Origin of the sequence: Ensifer sp. 22521, assembly GCF_052044795.1 — a bacterium.
In the GTDB taxonomy this organism is placed as follows: Bacteria; Pseudomonadota; Alphaproteobacteria; order Rhizobiales; family Rhizobiaceae; genus Ensifer.
The window spans coordinates 43042-63015 of record NZ_JBQENM010000027.1; the positions used below are offsets into that span (position 1 = coordinate 43042).

Consider the following 19974-nt stretch of genomic DNA (forward strand, 5'->3'; position numbering starts at 1 on the left):
ATGAAAAATTTGCACGTAACCCGCCGCTCGACTTTGAAACTGCTGGCGACCGGCGCAGGCATATTGGCCGCGCCATCGATCATCCGTCCCGCCTTTGCTGAGAGCAAGGTCGTCAACATCACGACCTATGACAAATTCGTACCGCAGTCCTTCATCGACCAGTTCCAGAAGGATACGGGCATCGAGGTCCGCATCCGGCTGACCGACGACCAGGGAAAGCAGTACAACCTGCTGACCGCCGAAGGTGCCACGCCTTCCACGGACATCGTGACCGTTACCGGCCACCGCCTGTCTCAGTTCATGAAGTCCAACCTGCTGGCGTCCCTCGACACCGCGCGGCTCAAGAACTGGGACAAGCTTGCCGCCGCCTATAAGGGTGCGCCGCAGCTCACCGTCGACGGCAAAACCTTCGGCGTGCCGCTGCTCGCAGGTTTTGAGGGTCTCGTACGCAATACGGAATACGCCAAGGCCTCCGATAGCTGGGGCATCATGTTCGACGACGAGAACAAGAACCTGACGTCGTACATCGTCAGCGACTTCCTGTCCATCGTCATGCGCTACCAGGGCAATGACGGTGACTATGTGACCTATGGCGACAAGCCTGATGTGGCGCAGGCCGCTACGAACCAGGCTCGTGACTTCCTGATCCAACACAAGGACAAGGTGCGCAAATACTACGATGCGGGCTCCGAGCTGCAGCAGATGTTCGTCAACGAGGACATCTATCTGGCGCAGGCCTGGTCCGGGCCGGCCGCCAAGCTCGTCATGGACGGCCATCCGATCGAGATCTCGGTGCCCAAGGAAGGGACCTTCGGCTTCCTCTATTCGTTCAACGTCGTCAACAACGCGCCGAACGCGGACGCCGCCTACACCTTCCTTGATGCGATCCTGTCCTCGCCGGAAATCGGCGCGGCGATGACCCGTCAGTCCGGCTTCTCTTCGGCCTTCGACGGGGTCGATAAGGTGCTGAACGACAAGGAGCGCGCGGCCCTGTCGCTGCCACCCGAGCAGGTCGAACGCATCCAGTTCTTCAGCTCGATCAACCGCGACATGAAGAACGACATGATCGACAAGGCCGCTGCGGAGATCAAGGCAGCCTGACTGCGGCCTTCTGGGTGACCGGTCTTCCGGCCGGTCACCCATAAAAATGGACTCTTCCAGAGCCGGGAACAAAAGAATGCTGGATACGACAACGCAACCGCGATCCGTGGGTTTGCCGACGGCACCGCGCTACGCCGGATGGATCGGCAGGGCGGCGAGTTCGGGACTCTATCGCAACACGATCGGGCTTCTCGTCGACAGCCGACGCGTGCGTCTCGCCGTGCTTGCGGGCGTGCCGCTTGTTTGGATCGCCATGCTGCACATCGGGCCGATCCTGCAGATGGCCAATATCAGCCTTCTCGCCAACTATCCGCCGCAACCCGACAAGAGCAGCGAGTACACGCTCGCAAATTACGGGCTTTTCTTTTCCGACCGGCTCTATTTCGTGCCCTTCGTCCGTAGCCTGGTCTTTGCCGCCGTGGTCACGATCTCGACGCTGGTGATCGTCTATCCCGTCGCCTACTACGTCGCTAAGGTGGTGCAGCCGAAGAACCGGATGCGAGCATTGTTGCTGTTGCTCATTCCCTTCTGGGCCGGCGAGCTGATCCGTACCTTCTCGGTCATCATGCTGCTTGCCAATCGAGGGGCTCTGAACGTGCTCCTGCGGGAATTCGGCTTCATCGACCGGCCGATCCCGATGCTCTACACCTTCTTTTCGCTGAGCTTCGGCGTCATCTACCTGCTGGCGCTCTACATGCTCCTGCCGCTCTATTCGGCGATCGAGAAGATACCGACGCCGTTGATCCAGGCGGCGGCCGATCTCGGCGCCGGGCCTTTCCAACGGTTCCGCCGGGTCATCCTGCCGCTCTCGAAAGACGGCATCGTCTCCGGTTGCAGCCTCGTCTATCTGACCGCCGTCGGCGTCTTCGCCGCGCCGCTGCTGCTGGGCGGCCCGAATTCAGTCATTTTCCCCGAGGTTATCGCGACGCTGTTCCACGGGTCGAACGACAAATGGCCGGAGGGCGCTGCGTTCTCGATGATCATGCTGGTGGTGTCGTTGACGACCGTCGGGCTTTTCATGCGGGTGGTCGGCGGCCGCTCCGTCCGGTTGATGTGAGGGCGGGCTGATGCGAACCTATTTCAAAGACCTTCCCAAGACCGCGCTCGGCGCTTCCTACTGGATCTTCGCCGTCTATCTGGTGCTGCCGCTGGCGCTGATGATGGCGATGAGCTTCAAGGATGCGAACTTCATCGCCTTCCCGATCGGCAACTGGACGCTCTCCTGGTACAGCAAGGTGGTTCAGGACAAGCAGTTCCTCGAAGCCTCGCTCTATTCGATCGGCATTGCGCTCGCCACCACCATCTCGGCGACGATCATCGGCGTCTGGATCGCGCTCCTCGTTTCGGCGGAAAACATCTGGGGCAAGGCGGTCATCTTCGCGCTCGCCTGTCTGCCTGCGGTCGTGCCGGGACTGATCAACGCCATTTCCATGCGCATATTCATCCGCACCGTCGACATTCCGACCGGAACCTTCGCGATCATCCTCGCGCATGCGGTTCACGCGGTGCCCTTCGTCGTCATCATGGTGCTGACCCGGCTGCGTTCGATGCCGGCCAATCTCGTCGACGCGGCGCGCGATCTCGGAGCCGATCCCTTCATCGCCTTCCTGCGCGTCACCATCCCCTATCTGATGCCGGCGCTCTTCGGCGGCATGATCTTCTGCGTCCTGACCAGCATCGACGACTTCGTCCGCACCTTTTTCCTCGGCGGCTACCAGCCGACATTGCCCATGCTGATCTTCGCCAAGGTGCAAGGGGGCATGTCGCCGGAGATTAACGCCATGGCAACGATCGTTCTCGTCGTCACCACCGGCATCGGCATCTATGCCGAGCATTTCACCCGCCGTTCCAGGAGCTGACGCGAATGCAGCCTGTCGTCCATTTCAAGAACGTCAACAAATCCTATGGGGCCCTTACCGCCGTCGACGATCTCGACCTGGCGATAGAGCCGGGCCAGTTCGTCACGCTGCTCGGCCCGTCCGGCTGCGGCAAGTCGACGACGCTGCGCATGCTCGGCGGTTTCGATAGCCCGACCTCAGGGGAGATCTATCTCGAAGGCAAGCCAATCACGCACCTGCCTCCCAACAAGCGCAACGTCAATATCGTCTTCCAGGACTACGCGCTTTTCCCGCACCTGACGGTCGGCCGCAACATCGCCTTCGGCCTGGAATTGAAGGGGATGGAGCATGCGGCGATCCACAAACGGGTCACCGAGCTTCTCTCCCTCGTCTCGCTCCAGGACCATGCCGAGCGGATGCCCGCCCAGCTCTCCGGGGGACAGCGCCAGCGCGTGGCCCTGATGCGGGCGCTGGCGCCCGATCCGAACGTGCTCTTGCTCGACGAGCCGCTTTCGGCGCTCGATGCGAAACTGCGCCAGCAGATGCAGATCGAGCTGAAATCGATCCAGCAGAAGACCGGCAAGACCTTCATCTTCGTCACCCACGACCAGGAGGAGGCGCTGACCATGTCCGATGTCATCGTCGTGATGAACAAGGGCAGGATCGAGCAGATGGGCGGCCCCGATGAGCTCTATGCCCGGCCCCGCAGCCGCTTTGTCGCGGATTTCATCGGCCAGAGCAATTTCCTCGAGGGTGCCGTCGTCTCTGTTTCGGACGGAATCGCTGCTGTCGAATGGCGCGGCAATGTCGTGCACGCGGACGTGAACGGGACGTCGCCGATGCCCGGTGAACGCGCCACGTTGGCGCTTCGGCCGGAGGCGCTTTACTGCCTGTCGAGCAAGCCCGAGGGACGGCCGGCGCTCAAGGGACGCGTCGATCAGCGTGTCTTCAAGGGCGCGCACACCACGCTGACCGTCGCTCTCGAAAACGGCAGCAGCCTGCTGGTCCAGATCGATCCCGTGGCGCTTTCGCATATCGAGGGTGACGACGTGTGGGTGGGCTGGCGCGACCGGGACGCCGTCCTGCTGGCGAATTGAACTGGAGACCGGAATGATCAACAATCTACAACAACAGCAACGGCTTGCGGAGCTGAACGCGCGGGTAAGGCAGGATCTCAGCTATCTCAACTACCCGCCAGCCAATTGGTCGAAGCCCGTCACCACCTCGGCTGGCGAGCCAGTGAGCGATGTGGTCGTCATTGGTGGCGGCATGTGCGGGCTTGTCGCCTGGCATGCCCTGACGCGCGCCGGCATCGCCAATCTTCGCGTCGTCGATCGCGCGCCGAAAGGCTATGAGGGGCCATGGGTTACCTATGCACGCATGGAAACGCTGCGCTCGCCGAAGATCCTTCTTGGCCCGGCGCTCGGGGTTGCCTCGCTCAGCTTCCGTGCCTGGTTCACGGCACTCCATGGCGAAGCGGAATGGGAGGAATTGTTCCGGATCCCGCGCCCGATGTGGATGGATTACCTCCGCTGGTATCGCGATGTCATGGACATTCCGGTCGAGAATGACACGCACGTCACCCGCGTCGTGCCGCGCGCCGACGGGCTGCTGGATCTTGAAATTGCCGGTGGGGCAAAGCCTGCGATCGTCACCCGCAAATTGGTGATGGCCACTGGCCGCGACGGCCTGGGTGAACCGACCATTCCCGACTTCGTCAAGGGCATGGAGCGGCATACCTCCTGGGCGCATTCGGCCGACGACATCGACTTCGATCGACTGAAGGGCAAACGCGTCGTCGTCATCGGCGTCGGCGCTTCGGCGGTCGACAATGCGGCAGAGGCGTTGGAGCAGGGGGCAGGGGAGGTGCGCCTTCTCGCCCGGCGCAAGGAGATGCCGACGGTCAACAAGCTGATGGGCATCGGCTCCTACGGGGTCACCGCAGGTTTTGCCGAGATTTCACCGGAATGGCGCTGGCGCCTGATGGACTATGCGGCCAAGCAGCAGACGCCGGCGCCGCACAACTCGACGCTGCGCGTCAGCCGGCATGCGAACGCCTATTTCCACTTCGACTGCGGTATCCGGTCGATGAAGGAGGAGGGCGGTGAAGTCGTCATCACCACCACCAGCGGCCGCATCTTCCGCACCGATTTCGTCATTCTCGGCACGGGTTTCACGATCGATCCCTCGAGCCGCGGCGAGCTAGCGCCCTATCAGGACCAGATCGCCTGCTGGGAGCACCGCTATACGCCGCCGGCAGGGGAGGAGAATCCCGGACTTGGGCGCTTCCCCTGGCTGAACGGAGACTTCTCCTTCACCGAAAAGGAGCCGGGTGCAGCACCCTGGCTGATGGATATCCATTGCTTCAACTACGGCGCATCCGTCAGCGTCGGCAAGGTCAGCGGCGATATCCCTGCCATTAGCGAGGGCGCCCTGTGGTTGGCGCGCGGTGTTGCCGCCTCGCTCTTCATTCGTGACGTTGATTACCATTGGGAAGCGCTCATCGCCTACGAGAAGCCGGAACTCGACGGGACCGAATGGGTCGATGCCGATGCGCCAACGCCGGCACAGAAGACGGCATGAACCCCTCCGAATTTCAGACGACTGGAAAAGCCAATGACCGCTCCATCGACAAATGACGTGATCGATACCGTACTCGGCCTTGATCGCTTCCCCGACCTTCAGGCGCTGCGCGAACAGCGGGCAAAGCTGAAGCACCTGAGCCAGACGAGCTATCAGGCGGCCCTGCGTCCCGCCGAACCACGCAATTTCTCCTATGCGCTGAGGGCTGCGCTTGCTGCACGCATGGCGGCACTCTGGAAGTCGCATGAGCTTTCCGCGCATTTCCGGGAATTGCTCGAGAGCGAGGAGGGGGGCTCCGCCCTGGTGTCGATCGCCAGTCCAGGCAACGGGGCCGAAGGTGCGGATACGCGCCTTGTTGCGATCCTCGCCCATGTCGATCTTGTCACGCTTTCGCCGAAGGAGGCGACGCGCGCCAACATCGAAAAGCTCACCGCCGCAGGGCTCGACGACCGGGACATCGTTGCGCTCGCCGGCCTCATCGCTTTCGTGAACTATCAGGTGCTGGTGGTGGCCGGCCTCAAAATGCTGAGGGACAACTGAGATGTCGCAACCCGTACACGAATTCACTGTCGAGGCGCTTGACTGGAAGCCCTACGTCAAGCCGGTCGATGTCGAAACGGCGACGGTCGAACAGATCGATGCGCTGAAGATCACGCCATCCAACAAGAAGATCTCGGACTATGTCCTGGTGCTCGCCAACGAGCCGGAAACCTTGAAGGAGCGCACGCCGCTCTTCAACGACATCATGTATAGCGAGGGCGGGCTCTCCCGCGGCGGGCGGGAGATCGGAGCGCTCGCCGCCTCCTTCGTCAATCGCTGCATCTATTGCGCGTCCGTCCACGCGGCGCGCTACATCCAGCTCGAAAAGCGGCCGGAGGTGGTGGACGAAATCTATGACCGCGGCCTCGACGCGAACTTGCCGGATTTCGAGCAGGCGCTGTTCAATTTCGGCGTCGACCTGACGGCCCATCCCGACAATGTCGGCGCCTACCAGTTCTACCATTTGCGCGATATCGGCCTCGACGAACTCCAGATCCTCGATCTCATTCATGCGGTCGCGATCTTCGGCTGGGCCAACCGGCTGATGCATACGCTCGGCGAACCGCACCGGCTGGATTGAGTGGGACACGCGCCTTCCGACAAGGCGGGCCTTACAGTCCGCCCCTTCGACATCGCCCATCGCGACGTGCTCCGCATCGCGTTGCCGATGATGATCGCCTATTTGTCGAGCCCACTCGTCGGGCTCGTCGCGACCGGCGTCATTGGTCAGTTGCGCGACGAGGCGCTGATCGGGGGCGTGGCGCTTTCCACCGTCATTTTCGACGTCATCTTTGTCACCTTCAACTTCCTGCGCGGTGCGACCACAGGTTTCACCGCGCAGGCGCTAGGGGCGGGTGACCGGCGCGAAGAGCAGCGTATGCTCGCCAGCGGTCTCATTATTGCGCTCGTCGCGGGGTTGGCGCTGCTCGCGCTGCAGAAGCCGATCGGCGCGCTTGGCCTTGCCGCGATGGGAGCGGAAGGGAAGGTCGCCGAGGCGGCGGACACCTATTTCGCCTGGCGTGTCTGGTCGGCGCCCTTCGTGCTGTTCAATTTCGTGGTCTTCGGCTGGATCATCGGACGTGGCGACGCGCTCTGGGGCATGATCCTGCAAACTCTGCTGAACGGGCTGAATGCCGGGTTGAGCATCTACTGGGCCCTGGGCCTCGGCTGGGGCGTGGCGGGTGTTGCTGCCGCCTCGCTGGTGGCCGAGGCGGTTACGGCGCTGGCTGGACTTTATCTCGTCTGGGCGAAGACCGACCGAACCGCATGGAACCTGCCGAACCTTGCCGCTTTCCGTCGTGCCTTTTCGGTCAATGGCGACATGATGATCCGCTCCTTCGCGCTTCTGATCGGCCTGTCCTTCTTCACGCGCCAGAGCGGCATGCTCGGTATCGAAATTCTTGCGGCGAATACGATCCTTCTACGCTTCTATTTCTTCGGCGTCGCTTTTCTCGACGGGGTGGCAACAGCGGCGGAGCAGCTTGCCGGCCGCGCCGTCGGCGCACGCTACCGGCCGGCCTTCGATCGTGCGGTCGGACTGACGACATTGTGGGGCTTCGTCTTCGCCGGCCTTGTGGCACTCGCGCTGCTTGCCGCCGGGGACTGGGTGATCGGCATCACCGCCCCAACGGAGAGCGTGTCCGCCCTCGCGCATGGCTATTTGCCCTATGTCGCAGCACTTCCAATCTTCGGCATCGTCGCCTTTCAGATGGACGGCGTCTACATTGGCGCCACCTGGTCGCGACAGATGCGAAACCTGATGGTGGCGTCGCTGGTCATCTACTTTGCAGCCTGGGCGGTCCTGCAGCCTGTCTTCGGCAATGACGGACTATGGATCGCGCTGATCCTGTTCCAAAGTGCCCGCAGCGTGGCCTTTCGGCTGATGCTGCCGCGGCTGGCCGACCGTACGTTTCAGACAGGAACGGTAGCGCCTGGCTGATTGCGTCGCCCGGGTGCGTCGTTCCAGGGCAGGGCGCAAGTCCAGTGGTGCGGGTTGCATCTCACGCCCCGCCGGAAGCGATGCTCTATAGACAATTTCTCGCGGACCTTGTCCGCGCATTCCTACTGCAGAACGACGACGGCTTCGACCTCGAACAGCATAGGATCGATTGCAAGCTTGGGAACGGGAACCAGAGTCTGTGCCGGCAGCGCCGTGCCGAACATTTCCTTGACGTTCTCGGTCAACACGCCAAGCTTTGACATGTCGTGGTCAACCACGAAGATCGTGAGCTTGGCGACCTGATCCGGGCGGGCGCCGAGCGCATCGAGGGCCGCGCGCAAATTCGCATAGGCCTGCTTAACCTGAACGGCGAAGTCGGGTGATAAAGCACCCGTGCCGTCTTGGCCGCCCTGTCCGGAAATGCAGGCCACCCGGGCACCGGGGGGCGTGACCACCGCGGTGCTATAGCCGTTCGGCGTGGGGTCGTAGAGGGTCTTGGGATTGACGATGGTCAGCTTGCTCTCATTCGCCGTTGCCGCACTGGGGATTCCGATATTCATGATGATTAGCCCTCCGATAAGCACATGCTTGACTGTGCGTGACATCATTTTCTCGCTCCGAACGCCATGAGCACGGCTCTCGCGCCGGCATGATTTGACCATGAGTCCGATCCTTGATGTATGACTCGTACGCTGTACGATTTATTTGCATCGTACCGCGTACGAGTCAACGGGTGAGGGTCGACATTCATCGTGTTTCCGGCCAAATTCGATGGACTGATTGACGAGGAAGACGGAATGGCGGCCAAAAGTAGCGGCACGCGGACGAAACGATCGCAACGCGCGAATGTGAAACGCCAACCCGGGCAGGAACCGCGCAGTGACGGCTCGCTTTCTCTGGAACGTATCGTAGCGACCGCTGTGGAACTGCTGGACGCTGAGGGCGTCGGCGGGTTGACGATGCGTCGGTTGGCCGAGCGCTGCGGATCGGGGGTGATGAGCCTCTATTGGCACGTCGACACAAAGGAGGATGTCTTCGATCTCGCGCTCGATTCGGTGCTCGAATATCGCGGCCCTTGGCAAACTGGCGAGTCCAAGGACTGGCGTACAGAAGTCGTCCATATGCTCGAAGACTGGCGCGCCAGCATGCTGCGTCATCCTTGGTCGGCATCGCTATTGCCGAGCCGGGCACTTGGCGCAAACGTCCTCGGCCGCCTGGAACTGCTCGGCACGACCTTGTCCAGAGCCGGTGTCGCAGACGCAGAGCTGAACGTGACAATCTGGTCGCTTTGGAACCATGTCCTGGGCGCCACTGTCACGCTCGCGAGCTTCGACCGATCGGACGAAGACAAGGCGGCCGCGCAGCAGCGCCTTACGCAGCTCAGCGAACGCTATCCGACGATCGAGCGCTCGCGGCTGTTGCTGGACAACGATTGGGACGGCACCTTCAGGAAGGGCCTCGATTTCCTGCTCGATGGGCTGACCCCGAAACAGTGAGGACGCTCGCGAGTGTTACGCGCACCCACATCTTGCCGTTAGACTATTGAAAACACTGAAGAATTTGGACTGGTGCGCACGGTAATTTGCCGGTGCTCACTAAGACTTTGCCAAAGAACCCGATGGCGGTCGAACTGAGTGCTTCTTTCCGGAAAGGCATCTGCGACCGCGGACCAAGCAGGCCATGCTTTCAGGAGTTCGCTGTGCGGGATCCGGCGCGTGTCAGGCGTACGCGATGCGTCGTGGCAGATGCCTTGTGCCGGATCGACGCTGCACCGCCAGTGCTGATCCGAACCAGCAGACGACGCACCTGGCGCGCGCTTAAGCCCAGGACATGCGCCGCCGACGCCAACGTCATGCGTCCGGCGATCACTTTCGACAAAACCTCAATCCGCTGCAGATCGCGTTCGCTCATCGCAATCAATCCCATCCGCAATCTCCCAGGTCAGCAAAACCCGGGGAGAGTGACATTCTTACTTTGCAGAAACAGGACACTTTAACTTTGCGGCTACACAGGCATGTCACATAACATACATTATGGAACTATCGGATATGCCGGAAAACATGGATTGCGGCTGATCCTTGCCTTGCCGCGCTTGACCCGGCCTCCCGCGAAACGCGTGCGCGACGCAAACCTCAGCGCAACAGTTACCCTGGGAACGGTCGATGCAGTTCAGTCGCCTACAATGTAACCCAACTCTGGTTCGGTCATGGACGTTTCCGATGCCCACTTCATCCTGCGAAAGATACCTCAGCATATGCGATAAGAGCGGACATAAGCGTTTTCGCCCGTCTCGTCTCCTTCGCGCAGCCAACGACAACCGGCATGATGCCGATCACCCGTTCGTCGCCACTCCTGAGAGCGCTACGATATCCCTTCCTCGCGAACGCATGCCAGCGATCGAAATCGGATCGGCTTTGTCCATGCTGGCAGCGGTAGTCCTCGCTACCTACGTAGAGCTAGAGGTCATTACCGGCACACTGAACCAGGTGGTCGACGGGTTGTTCGTCGAGGTATCGTCGGTCCTCTGGTGACGTCACACGGGCCATTGGAACGGAGCAATGTTCCGAACCAACGTCCACCGCCGCATCGATCTCGGCCTCCTTATACGCTCCAAAGGAGCTTGGCGGATGAGATGTCTCTGCCCGAATGGGTCAACGGCCTCTCGCGACATGAATGCCGTTTCAGTTAATCCTGGCGCCTCCTGCAGAGAAGAGGTGAATCTTCTCTCCTTTTGGCGCGAGGTGGACCTGCTGTTCAGGGCGAAGGTCCGCGCGTCGATGCAGAACGATAGCGGCCGTCTGCGTGCCGACGCGCACCGAAAGATGGGTTTCAGCGCCTGTCGGCTCAACCGTCAGGACCGTTGCTGGAATGCCCTTTTCCGCAAGCTCGAGGTCTTCCGGGCGGATGCCGTAGGTTCGGGCTTCTTTGCCGCCCAGGAACCCCGGTAGTGGCAGGGAAAGCCCGCCCTCGATACGGAAGCCGCCGTCGCCGATGTCGCCTTCAAAAAGGTTCATCGCAGGCGAGCCGATGAAGGTTGCGACGAAGGTGTTATCTGGGCGGTCGTAGAGGTCGAGCGGTTTGCCGATCTGCTCGATGCGGCCAGCGCGCATGACGACGATCTTATCGGCCATGGTCATAGCCTCGATCTGGTCGTGCGTGACGTAGACGATGGTGGTACCGAGTCGCTGGTGCAATTCCTTGATTTCGCTGCGCATCGTCACGCGCAGCTTGGCATCGAGATTGGACAGCGGCTCATCGAACAGGAACACCTTCGGATGGCGGACAATTGCGCGCCCCATGGCCACGCGCTGGCGCTGGCCACCGGAGAGCTGCTTCGGCAAGCGATCGAGCAGCGGTTCCAGCGCCAGAATACCGGCGGCTTCCCTAACAAGCCGGTCGATCGTCGCCCTGTCGCGGCCCTGCAGTTTCAGGGCAAAGCCCATGTTCTCGGCGACCGTCATGTGCGGATAGAGTGCGTAGCTCTGGAACACCATGGCGATGTCCCGCTCCTTCGGCGCCACCTCGTTGACGATGCGCCCGTCGATGCGGATCTCGCCGCCGCTGATGTCCTCCAGCCCCGCCAGCATACGCAGAAGCGTGGACTTGCCGCAGCCGGACGGGCCGACGAGCGTGACGAACTCGCCATCCTCGATATTCACGGAAACGCCGTGGATGACGGAGGCTGCCCCATATTGCTTCAAAACGCGATCGATCGTTACCGATGCCATTGTCTTCCTCCCTTAAAGCTTGAGTTGCCAGATTTTTGCACTGGCGGCGGCACCGGTTAGCGTCGCCGAACGAGCGGCGGAAAAACCCGGAATGCGCTTGGTGCCGGTCCAGCGGCCGTTGTCGGCGAACACCTCGATGGAACCTGCGTCGAGAAAGATGCGCAGCTCCGAAGGCTTTGCGCCGGATGCGAGGTATCGCGGCGGCTCTTTGCCTGTGCCGGCATCAAAGAGGATCGCCAGGCCGTCGCCATCAAGCTTCACGCCGAGCTTGACGTCCGGGTGGTCGAAGGCGAGTTCAAACGCAGCGCCGGGCTCGGGCAGCAAGAGCACGATCTCGACCGCGCCGCTTTCAAGCGGAACCGTCTCGCCGGCAGCGAGCGCCGCTTCGTCGAGCAGCATGTGGCGGAGGCTCTCCGCGGCGACGCTCGGCGGCGTCAGAACGGCATCTCCGTCGAGAAGCACGCGACGCGGCAGCGTCATTGCGGTCGGGAAGTCGTCTTTCTTGGAAAAGTCCGTCCAGTTGGCGAGCCAAGCGATGCCGACCGGCTCGTCGCCGTCGACGAAAGCCTGGAAGGCATAGGCGTCGGAACCGAAATCCAGCTCCTGCTCGAACTCGGCCAGGAATTTGCGGCCGTCAAAGCGGCCGACGGTAACCGACGTCAGGTTACGCCGGCCGGTTGCGGGATCGCGGCTGGTCAGCAGGCCGAAGATCAGCGCCCAACGGGTATCCGGATCGTCCGCCTTCCCACCGAGCGGCACAATGCAGGGGCATTCCGCTGCGGTCATACCAAAACGGTCCTCGCGATGAATGATGCCGAGAAAGGTCCAGCCGGCGGCACCCTGTCGATCCGTCGTCTCATATAGCAGAACGACGCCGCCCGACCTGTCGCGGCTGCCGAGCAGCATCTTCCAGCGGCCGTCCGGGCCCCGGAAGACATAGGGATCCCGGAAGTCGGTGGTGAGGTTCAAGCCTTCCGGACGGACCGGCAGAACCACCTCGGATGCACCGGCGACGATGCCGTCGCGGCTGAGGGCGGAGAGCTGGATCTGCTCTTCCGGCTGCCGATCGCGAACGTGTTCGGTATAGAAGACGCGGATCTCCTCCCCCTCAGGTCCGGAAATGGGGATGGCCGAGCCGGAAAAGGCGCCGCCGCGGCCGTCGTCCTTTTCGGACAGATGATCCGCCGGAAAGAGGAACATCGGCAGGTGCGTCCAGTGGATCAGATCTGTCGAGACGGCGTGTCCCCAATGCATGGTGTTCCAGCGCAGACCGTGCGGATAGTGCTGGTAGAAGAGATGGCCGCGGCCGGCGAAACGGCCGAAACCGTTCGGGTCGTTCATCCAGCCGAAGGGCGGCCGGAAGTGGTAGCCGGCCGGCACCTGAGGCGGTGCGGTACGCATGTCGTGGTGCAACACGCGGATCCCCTCCTCCAGCACCGTCTGTGGCTGGAATGCGTAGACCACCGAGAGCGCGGTCGTTTCCGCATCATAGGCAAGTACAGTGTGGCCACCGGTCCCGAGCGTCACTGCGAAGAATTCGAACTCCTCGGCGCGGCGCGTGGACGGATCGGCGATGTCATTGCGCTCGACACTCACGAAGAGCTTCGCCTTGCCGCCAGTTTCGCGCGCCTTGATCCAGAGATGCAGCACCGTGCCTGCGGCAAACGCGGCCTCAATGATTTCAAGCGCGGGGCTCGCGGGTTTTGTTTGGGAAGTCATAGTCAACCTTTCACGGCGGAGCCGACGAACGAGCTTACGAACCAGCGCTGGAAGGCGAGGTAGAGAATGAGGACGGGGATCATCATCAGGACGGACGCGGCCATGGCGCGGTCCCAGTAGATGCTGTCCTGTCCAAAGAAGGTGGCAATTGCGACCGAGATCGGCCTTGCATGGTCGGTCTGCGTTACGAGTGTCGGCCAGAGATACTGGTTCCAGCTCTCGATCCCCATGAGGATCGACACCGTTGCGAGCGCCGGCAGGCTGAGCGGCATGTAGATCGAACGGTAGATGCGAAAGGGCGAGGCCCCGTCCATTTCCGCCGCTTCATAGAGTTCCTTCGGCAGTTGCGCGAAGAACTGGTAGAAGAGGAAGACATAGAGCGGGCTTGCTACCCAGGGCAGGATCTGGACGGCAAAGGTGTCCGTCAGCCCTGCCCGCGACATCATGACGACGAGCGGCATGATGATGCTTTCCTGCGGGATGACATAGAGCGCAACGACGAGCGCAAGCAGGACCGCCTTGCCGCGCAGCGAGCCCCAGGCGAGCACAAAGCCTGCCATGGAGTTGATGATCAGCCCCGACACGACGGTGACGACGAGGATCACCAGCGAATTGAACAGGTAGCGGCCATAGGCAAGCTCGCCGGAGAAATTGGCGATCTCCCTGTAGTTCGAGAGCGTCGGGTCGCTCACCCAGAAGGCACGGAAGCTGCCCATGTCCGCAAGGATGCGGAAGCGGTCGTCCTTGAGGCTGGCAATGAGCAGCATGAAGAGTGGCGAAATCATCACCAGAGCAACAATGAAGATGCAGACGGTCTGGACGGCGCGCAGGCCCGTCTTGCTGTTGCCCCGGGATATGGCCAGCGGGGCGGGCTGGTTGAGCACGAGATCAGACATCGAAGCGCCTCAGGAGTTTGCGCTGGAGAAGCGCGATCAGAAGAACGATGACGAAGAGAATGACGGAGACGGCAGAGGCATATCCGAGCTTCTGTTCCTCGAAACCGGCGCGCACCATGTAGTGCACCACGGTCTCCGTGCTTTCCTTGGGCCCGCCCTGGGTGAGGATTGCTACTTGGGTGTAGAGCTTGAAAGCCTGGATCGTCGTAATGACCAGCACGAAGACATGGGTGGGACGCAGGCCAGGCATGGTCACGTGCCAGAAGCGGCGCAGCGCGCTTGCCCCATCGATGCGGGCGGCGTCGTAAAGCTCTTCCGGAATGCCCTGCAGGCCGGCAAGGTAGATGATCATCTGGAAGCCATAGGCCTGCCAGGCCGACAGCAACACGATCGAGAACATCGCCCAGTTCGGGTCGCCGAGCCAATCGATCGGCTGGATCATTCCAGCGGACAAGAAGCCGACGATCTGATTGAGCGGACCGCTTGGATACTGAAACAGCGTGCCCCAGATCACGCAGACGACAACCATGGAGGTGATCGCCGGCAGGAAGAACATGCCGCGCAGAAGATTGCGCATCGGCAGCTTCTGGTGGAGCAGCAGCGCCGTCAGGAAGGCCAGACCGCACTGGACCGGGAGCACCCAGACCGTGAAGCGCGTGACGTTCCACAGCGACGTCCAGAACAGCGGATCGGTAAAGACGCGCTGAAAGTTCAAGAGGCCGACGAAGCGCACCGGCGTCGGGCGCGGTACGAGCGGCTGGTTGGTCATCGCCGTCCAGAAGGACAGAAGGAACGGCGTGATCAGGAAGATGGCGAGCAGCAGCACGGCGGGCGCGATCATCGCGACTTCCTGCCAAAATCGCTGCCGGTCACGTCGCCTGCCGGCGCGCGGAATGGCCGGCGCAGACGTCTGTTGCAAAGTCATGGTCTCCTCCTCATCGCTCATCCTCCCGAGATGGCGCAGGGCCGGTCAGAGTGACGGCCCTGCGATAACGCCTTACTGCTGTTCGTCGAACGGCGGATAGCCGGCGTTGTCCTCAATGTCTTGGTCGATCTTCCTGGCGGCGGCAGTCAGGGCTTCCTGTGCGTCGCCGCCATTGAAGATCTTGTCGACCGCCTGCATGAAGGCCGAGGTAATCGTCGGATAGGCCGGGTGCGGCGGACGGGCGACCGCGGACTTCGAGGCCTGTTCGAAGGCGACAGCAAGCGGTCCGCCTTCAGCGTAGAGCGGGGATTCCGCTGCAAAGCTCTTCAGTCCCGGATAGGCCGACTGGGTCTTGGCGTAGTCGCGATAGTCCTTGTCCTTCAGAAGGAAGCTCAGGAACTTGCCCGCGGCCTCAGGATTTTCGGAGGTCGCCGAGATGCCCCAGATCCAGGTGCCGTTCGGGCTGACGCCCTTCTTACCGATCTTTGGCAGCGGCATGACGACGATATTGTCCTTCATCGCGGCGGCGGCTTCCGCATAGAACCAGTGCCCGCCCATGGCGAGTGCTGCCGGCTGGCCTTCGGCATAGAACTGGTTGGTACCCGACGAGGTCGGAACGACCCAGCCGTTCTTTACCCACGTCTGCATCATCGTGAGCGCTTTGACGCAGGCTTCGCTGTCGAGCGTACCGCTCGCCTTCCACGCCTTGCGATCGATCAGATCACAGCCAGCACTTTCGAGCAGCGGGCCATAGGCATAGGTGATCCACTCGGTCTTGATGCCGTAGCCGCGGAAGGTGTCGATCGGCCACTTCACGCCTTCGAGCTTGGAGAGCTTTTCGAGATATCCTTCGAATTCCTCGCGGGTCCAGGCGTCGTCGACGGATTTCGGAATGCGTGCGCCGATGGCTTCGAGATATTTCTTGTTGCCGTAGAGGACGACCGAGGAGTCGGTGAGGCCGATCGCATAGAGGTCCTTGTCGATCGGATAGGTGCCCTGGGCGATGTTCGAGCCGGTCATGTCGTCGAGGACATCCTTATCGATGAGCGGCTTGATCGGCTGCAGGTATCCGGACCAGACGTAGTTGGCGAGGAACGGTGCGTCGAGTTCCATTACGTCCGGCAACTGCTTGGCCATGACGGCGGCGCTGAACTTCTCGTTATAGGCGTCGTGCGGCGCGTAGATCAGTTCGATGTCGACATCAGGATTGGCGTCCTCGAAGCGCTTGGCGACATCGCCATAGGCCTTCACCCAGCCCGGATCGCCCTGGTGCATGACATGAACGACGGTTTTTGCGTCGGCAATACCGGTGCTCCCCAAGAGCGCCGTGGCGGCGCAGAGTGTATTGCGTAAACGATTACCCAAGTGCGCAGTCATTGTTTTCTCCTCCTGTTGAATGCGATCATAAAACTGAATTCAGACGGATGCCCGCTCAACCAGATGGAAGGGCAGCTGCCGCAGATGCGGCGGCTCAGGTTGCCCGGCGAGCAGGATCTCCATGGCAAGGCGGCCCATCGCGCGGTGCGGCAGGGCCATCGTCGTCAAGGGCGGATCCAGCCGCGAGGCAAGCTCGACCTGATTGTCGAAACTTGCCACCGCAATGTCGTCCGGGATGCGAAGGCCGGCACGCGCAAGCGCCGCATAGACTTCCATCGCCACCCGGTCGTTGCCGCACAGGATGGCGTCCGGCCGCTGACCGGAAAGAAGTGCCTCCACATGGGATGCGACAAGGCTTGGCGCGCGATCGCTGTAAACGCTGCGGCGCACGGCCGGAAACACGCCGAGCGGATCGACGCCTGCCTCCTCCAGCGCCGCGCGAAAGCCCTTCTCGCGCAAGGAGCCGGCCAGAATGCCCGGCAAGTTGATGAAGGCAATACGACGCCGGCCGGCGGCCAGCAGGTAACGCACGATCTCACGTGCCCCGCCCTCTTCGTCCGGGACCAGCGACGTGACACGGCCAGAGGCCTCGCGGCAGTTGATCATGACCCCGACGGAACCGGCCAGCGTTGGCGGCAGATCGACGTCCTTGTGATACATGGCGGCGTAGGCAACGGCGCGCGGCCGGAACTGCTGCACTTCGTCGAGCACCGAGCCAATCGACTGTCCGCTGCTGTGGTTGATAGCGAAGACGGCCATGCCGGCGCTGCGCGCAGCCCCATCGAGTCCTCGGACGATTTCGGTGGCGAAGGGCGAGGTGATCAGCCCATCGGACACGACGCCGACCAGCGGAAGCCAGCCCTGACGCACGCCGCGCGCGGCCAGGTTCGTTACATAGCCGAGCTCCTCCGCAATCGCCTTGACCTTCTGACGGGTCTCCTCCGACATTCGAGCGGAGCCGCCGTGCAATGCGCCGGAGACCGTCTTCACTGAGACGCCCGCACGCTCCGCGATGTCAGAAAGGGAGATTGTCACGTTGGTCCCTTGTTGGGTTATCGATTACCCAATAATTCAAACTCGGCCCCATTGTCAAGCAGTCACCCGGCTTCAAATGAAGTGCCGTCAGACATATTAACGCCAGCGTTCTTGTAAATCGCGAAGCCTGCGCTGTTCGAATTCACAGTGCCAGATGAAGTAACCCTGTATGTGACTTTTTCGCCGGCGAGGACGCTAAGGCGAGCCTGCCACAACTCGCTTGTATTCGAGAGGGAAACGCCGCTCCCCCACGTTGCGTTGATCGCACTGCAACCAGACGATTGCGCGTGCGCACTCTGGAAAAAAATCAGGCTGATCAAAAAGGCAGCAATGAAGGCGAACCAGGCGTTCCCCCGCCTATGCGCGGCATTGGTGATGGCCCGGAGCATCCAAGCGGCGGCGGAAAGAGCCAACTGAAACCGCGCGAGCACTTTCAGCCATGTGAACGCCATGCCTGCAAGAGCAAGCACAACTATCGTCGATGTCATCGGTTCCCCGTCCGCCTTCCCCCCGAAGGCCGTCCAAATCGCGCAAGCACCCGCAATCCATGCCCAGGTGCAGCCGAGCTTTCGTACAGTGAAGAACTTTCGCCCAGCTTGCGAGCCAGAAAATCGCAATTTATGCGTGCAGTATCATCCATAGATTGTTGTCATGGTTCGCGCTACACGTAAGATGCGGTTTGCCCAATTTTTTTCTACGGAGCGTTGCAACAGAGCTGGCCACGTCACTGGGAAAAACCGTCTGTCGTCGAGGTCGCGTCATACGGCATCGCCTTGGTATCGGTTGAGAGAAATGTCCATCGCGGTCGCCATTCGATGGACCTCTGCCAGGACGGGTTCGAAGATCGCGTTGCGGCGCTCAAGCTCGGCGTGTTCGGCAAGATATGCCGGCACGAGTTCGGAAATTTCATCGAAAACGGCCTGTTCATCCACCGTGGTCAGGCGTCCGCCCTGCATGACTATCCGTCCGGCAACCATCACTGTTTCCACCGACGATCCGTTTTCCGAATAGACAAGGTGTTTGGCGACCTCGTTGAGCGGCATGAAAGGATAGTTGCGCATATCCAGGACAAGAAGATCGGCCGACTTGCCGACTTCCAGGGAACCGGTCACCTGTTCCAGCATTGCCGTCTTGGCGCCACCGATGGTCGCCATGGTGAGAATTTCGTCCGCCCTCAGCCATTTCTCGTAGTCAGGACCGGCGGCACTATGAACGAGACCGGCGACGCGCATGACGTCGAAGATGCGAGACGTATCGTTCGACGAAACGCCATCCGTGCCAAGACCGATCGTCACACCGGCATTGAGCAGGCGGCGGATCGGCGCGATCCCGGCCCCAAGCTTCAGGTTGGAGATGGCGTTGTGGGCAACGGAGACGCCCGCCTCCCCCATCAGCTCGATGTCCTCGTCGCTGACCCACACCGAATGCGCGATGGTCGTATTGCGTTTCAGAAGGCCGAGATCATGCATATAGGCGATCAAGGACTTGCTGTGATGAACGAGCCCAGTCACCGCCTGTGTCTTGGTTTCGAGGACATGCGTGTGGAACGGCACGCTTCTCTCCACCGCCAGCTCCATACAGGTCGCCATGAGATCGGGCGTGCAGCGCTGCGGTGCTGAAGGGGCGATCATGAACTGCAGGCGGCCCGACATCCCGTGCAGGCTGGAAAAGGCAGCGCGGCAATAGTCCGCGTACGCTCCTGCCGACATAGGCGGACCAAAATCGAGAAGATCCTGCATCGCCGAGGGCATTATCTCGCGCACAAAAGGCAGCGCATCAAGCGTATGCACATTCATCGCCGCGCTGGAAACATTGGCGCGGATTCCGGCATCGTCGTAGGCGCGAAAGACGGTGGCAAGTCGGGCGAGATCGTGCCGGGGCGGGTCGAAAAAATCGTCGCAGAGCGTCGTGACGCCGTTGCGCAGCGATTCCATCGCCAGCAGCAGGCTGCGCAGGTACAGCAGGCGCTCTCCGATCGGGTCGTTCATCAATAGCGGATAGGCATAGAGCAGCCACAGTTCGAGCGGCATGCGCTCATAGCGCCCCCGCAGGAATGTCTCACTGGAATGCGTATGGGCATTGACCAGTCCCGGCAGGACCAGCTTGCCGCGTGCCTCGATAATTTGGGCGTCGGGCCTGGCGGCAAGGCCCGACCCGATCGATCTGATCTCGGTGCCTTCGATCAGGATGTCAGCGGCAAATGGTGTTGCGCCGTGAGCGCGGTCCATCGCAACTATCGTCCCATTGCGGATGAGAATTTCGCTCATGACAAATGCCCCGGAAACCATTGAAT

Annotated in this window: 18 protein-coding genes and 1 pseudogene; 9 read left to right on the forward strand and 10 right to left on the reverse strand. The window is 61.5% G+C overall.

The features are described 5' to 3' along the window. From ACTJKE_RS29700 to ACTJKE_RS29735, 8 genes are all read left to right on the forward strand, one after another. Positions 1-1101, forward strand: coding sequence for an extracellular solute-binding protein (locus ACTJKE_RS29700; RefSeq protein WP_058327988.1), 1101 nt, complete (start codon positions 1-3; stop codon positions 1099-1101). A 76-nt stretch (positions 1102-1177) separates the two neighbouring features. Next, positions 1178-2158, forward strand: coding sequence for an ABC transporter permease (locus tag ACTJKE_RS29705; protein WP_058327987.1), 981 nt, complete (start codon positions 1178-1180; stop codon positions 2156-2158). A 10-nt stretch (positions 2159-2168) separates the two neighbouring features. After that, the gene (locus tag ACTJKE_RS29710; protein ID WP_058327986.1) at positions 2169-2960 is read left to right on the forward strand and encodes an ABC transporter permease; all 792 of its coding nucleotides are present in this window, start codon (positions 2169-2171) and stop codon (positions 2958-2960) included. Positions 2961-2965: 5 nt separating this feature from the next. After that, complete coding sequence (locus ACTJKE_RS29715; RefSeq protein WP_058327985.1) at positions 2966-4036, forward strand: ABC transporter ATP-binding protein; 1071 nt, start codon at positions 2966-2968, stop codon at positions 4034-4036. A gap of 13 nt (positions 4037-4049) precedes the next feature. After that, positions 4050-5522, forward strand: a complete 1473-nt coding sequence (locus tag ACTJKE_RS29720; RefSeq protein WP_058327984.1) for an NAD(P)-binding domain-containing protein — start codon at positions 4050-4052, stop codon at positions 5520-5522. Positions 5523-5555: 33 nt separating this feature from the next. Beyond that, complete coding sequence (locus ACTJKE_RS29725) at positions 5556-6062, forward strand: CMD domain-containing protein (RefSeq protein ID WP_058327983.1); 507 nt, start codon at positions 5556-5558, stop codon at positions 6060-6062. 1 nt (position 6063) lies between these two features. Beyond that, entirely contained in the window at positions 6064-6642 is a 579-nt protein-coding gene (locus tag ACTJKE_RS29730) for a peroxidase-related enzyme (protein WP_058327982.1), read from the forward strand. Further along, positions 6643-8001: an MATE family efflux transporter gene (locus tag ACTJKE_RS29735; protein WP_440638873.1), complete on the forward strand. Its 1359-nt coding sequence runs from the start codon at positions 6643-6645 to the stop codon at positions 7999-8001. It abuts the gene before it with no gap. 122 nt (positions 8002-8123) lie between these two features. Here the strand turns inward: ACTJKE_RS29735 and ACTJKE_RS29740 are convergent, their stop codons facing one another. Beyond that, positions 8124-8606: a RidA family protein gene (locus ACTJKE_RS29740; RefSeq protein WP_058327981.1), complete on the reverse strand. Its 483-nt coding sequence runs from the start codon at positions 8604-8606 to the stop codon at positions 8124-8126. Between the two features lie 192 nt (positions 8607-8798). Here ACTJKE_RS29740 and ACTJKE_RS29745 point away from each other — a divergent pair, with 192 nt between their 5' ends. After that, on the forward strand, positions 8799-9497 hold the full coding sequence (locus ACTJKE_RS29745) for a TetR/AcrR family transcriptional regulator (protein ID WP_058328013.1): 699 nt from the start codon (positions 8799-8801) through the stop codon (positions 9495-9497). A gap of 250 nt (positions 9498-9747) precedes the next feature. On the opposite strand, the pseudogene ACTJKE_RS29750 reads toward ACTJKE_RS29745, so the two are convergent. The 9 genes and pseudogenes from ACTJKE_RS29750 to ACTJKE_RS29790 form a co-directional block, all read right to left on the reverse strand. Further along, positions 9748-9927 (reverse strand): annotated as a pseudogene (locus ACTJKE_RS29750) (helix-turn-helix domain-containing protein); the annotation flags it as partial. A 755-nt stretch (positions 9928-10682) separates the two neighbouring features. Then, positions 10683-11729, reverse strand: coding sequence for an ABC transporter ATP-binding protein (locus ACTJKE_RS29755; protein ID WP_058329180.1), 1047 nt, complete (start codon positions 11727-11729; stop codon positions 10683-10685). Between the two features lie 12 nt (positions 11730-11741). Continuing rightward, positions 11742-13448 (reverse strand): GH32 C-terminal domain-containing protein, encoded by a 1707-nt coding sequence (locus ACTJKE_RS29760; RefSeq protein ID WP_440660701.1) that lies wholly within the window; start codon positions 13446-13448, stop codon positions 11742-11744. A gap of 2 nt (positions 13449-13450) precedes the next feature. Beyond that, on the reverse strand, positions 13451-14344 hold the full coding sequence (locus ACTJKE_RS29765) for a carbohydrate ABC transporter permease (protein WP_440638866.1): 894 nt from the start codon (positions 14342-14344) through the stop codon (positions 13451-13453). Next, positions 14337-15269, reverse strand: a complete 933-nt coding sequence (locus ACTJKE_RS29770) for a carbohydrate ABC transporter permease (RefSeq protein WP_058329177.1) — start codon at positions 15267-15269, stop codon at positions 14337-14339. The genes ACTJKE_RS29765 and ACTJKE_RS29770 overlap by 8 nt, the downstream gene beginning before the upstream one ends. A gap of 72 nt (positions 15270-15341) precedes the next feature. After that, positions 15342-16634 (reverse strand): ABC transporter substrate-binding protein, encoded by a 1293-nt coding sequence (locus ACTJKE_RS29775; protein WP_440693390.1) that lies wholly within the window; start codon positions 16632-16634, stop codon positions 15342-15344. A gap of 51 nt (positions 16635-16685) precedes the next feature. After that, positions 16686-17681: a LacI family DNA-binding transcriptional regulator gene (locus ACTJKE_RS29780; RefSeq protein WP_058329176.1), complete on the reverse strand. Its 996-nt coding sequence runs from the start codon at positions 17679-17681 to the stop codon at positions 16686-16688. Between the two features lie 62 nt (positions 17682-17743). Beyond that, entirely contained in the window at positions 17744-18169 is a 426-nt protein-coding gene (locus ACTJKE_RS29785; RefSeq protein WP_440660699.1) for a hypothetical protein, read from the reverse strand. A gap of 270 nt (positions 18170-18439) precedes the next feature. Next, positions 18440-19948 (reverse strand): amidohydrolase family protein, encoded by a 1509-nt coding sequence (locus ACTJKE_RS29790; protein ID WP_440693380.1) that lies wholly within the window; start codon positions 19946-19948, stop codon positions 18440-18442. Positions 19949-19974 lie beyond the last annotated feature (26 nt).

Bases quoted from the DNA above. Each gene is read 5' to 3' on its own strand.
- ACTJKE_RS29715 (WP_058327985.1), top strand. From the start codon at position 2,966: ATGCAGCCTGTCGTCCATTTCAAGAACGTCAACAAATCCTATGGGGCC.
- ACTJKE_RS29790 (WP_440693380.1), bottom strand. From the start codon at position 19,948: ATGAGCGAAATTCTCATCCGCAATGGGACGATAGTTGCGATGGACCGC.
- ACTJKE_RS29760 (WP_440660701.1), bottom strand. From the start codon at position 13,448: ATGACTTCCCAAACAAAACCCGCGAGCCCCGCGCTTGAAATCATTGAG.
- ACTJKE_RS29755 (WP_058329180.1), bottom strand. From the start codon at position 11,729: ATGGCATCGGTAACGATCGATCGCGTTTTGAAGCAATATGGGGCAGCC.
- ACTJKE_RS29740 (WP_058327981.1), bottom strand. From the start codon at position 8,606: ATGTCACGCACAGTCAAGCATGTGCTTATCGGAGGGCTAATCATCATG.
- ACTJKE_RS29705 (WP_058327987.1), top strand. From the start codon at position 1,178: ATGCTGGATACGACAACGCAACCGCGATCCGTGGGTTTGCCGACGGCA.
- ACTJKE_RS29700 (WP_058327988.1), top strand. From the start codon at position 1: ATGAAAAATTTGCACGTAACCCGCCGCTCGACTTTGAAACTGCTGGCG.
- ACTJKE_RS29725 (WP_058327983.1), top strand. From the start codon at position 5,556: ATGACCGCTCCATCGACAAATGACGTGATCGATACCGTACTCGGCCTT.
- ACTJKE_RS29745 (WP_058328013.1), top strand. From the start codon at position 8,799: ATGGCGGCCAAAAGTAGCGGCACGCGGACGAAACGATCGCAACGCGCG.
- ACTJKE_RS29730 (WP_058327982.1), top strand. From the start codon at position 6,064: ATGTCGCAACCCGTACACGAATTCACTGTCGAGGCGCTTGACTGGAAG.
- ACTJKE_RS29720 (WP_058327984.1), top strand. From the start codon at position 4,050: ATGATCAACAATCTACAACAACAGCAACGGCTTGCGGAGCTGAACGCG.
- ACTJKE_RS29765 (WP_440638866.1), bottom strand. From the start codon at position 14,344: ATGTCTGATCTCGTGCTCAACCAGCCCGCCCCGCTGGCCATATCCCGG.
- ACTJKE_RS29785 (WP_440660699.1), bottom strand. From the start codon at position 18,169: ATGACATCGACGATAGTTGTGCTTGCTCTTGCAGGCATGGCGTTCACA.
- ACTJKE_RS29770 (WP_058329177.1), bottom strand. From the start codon at position 15,269: ATGACTTTGCAACAGACGTCTGCGCCGGCCATTCCGCGCGCCGGCAGG.
- ACTJKE_RS29710 (WP_058327986.1), top strand. From the start codon at position 2,169: ATGCGAACCTATTTCAAAGACCTTCCCAAGACCGCGCTCGGCGCTTCC.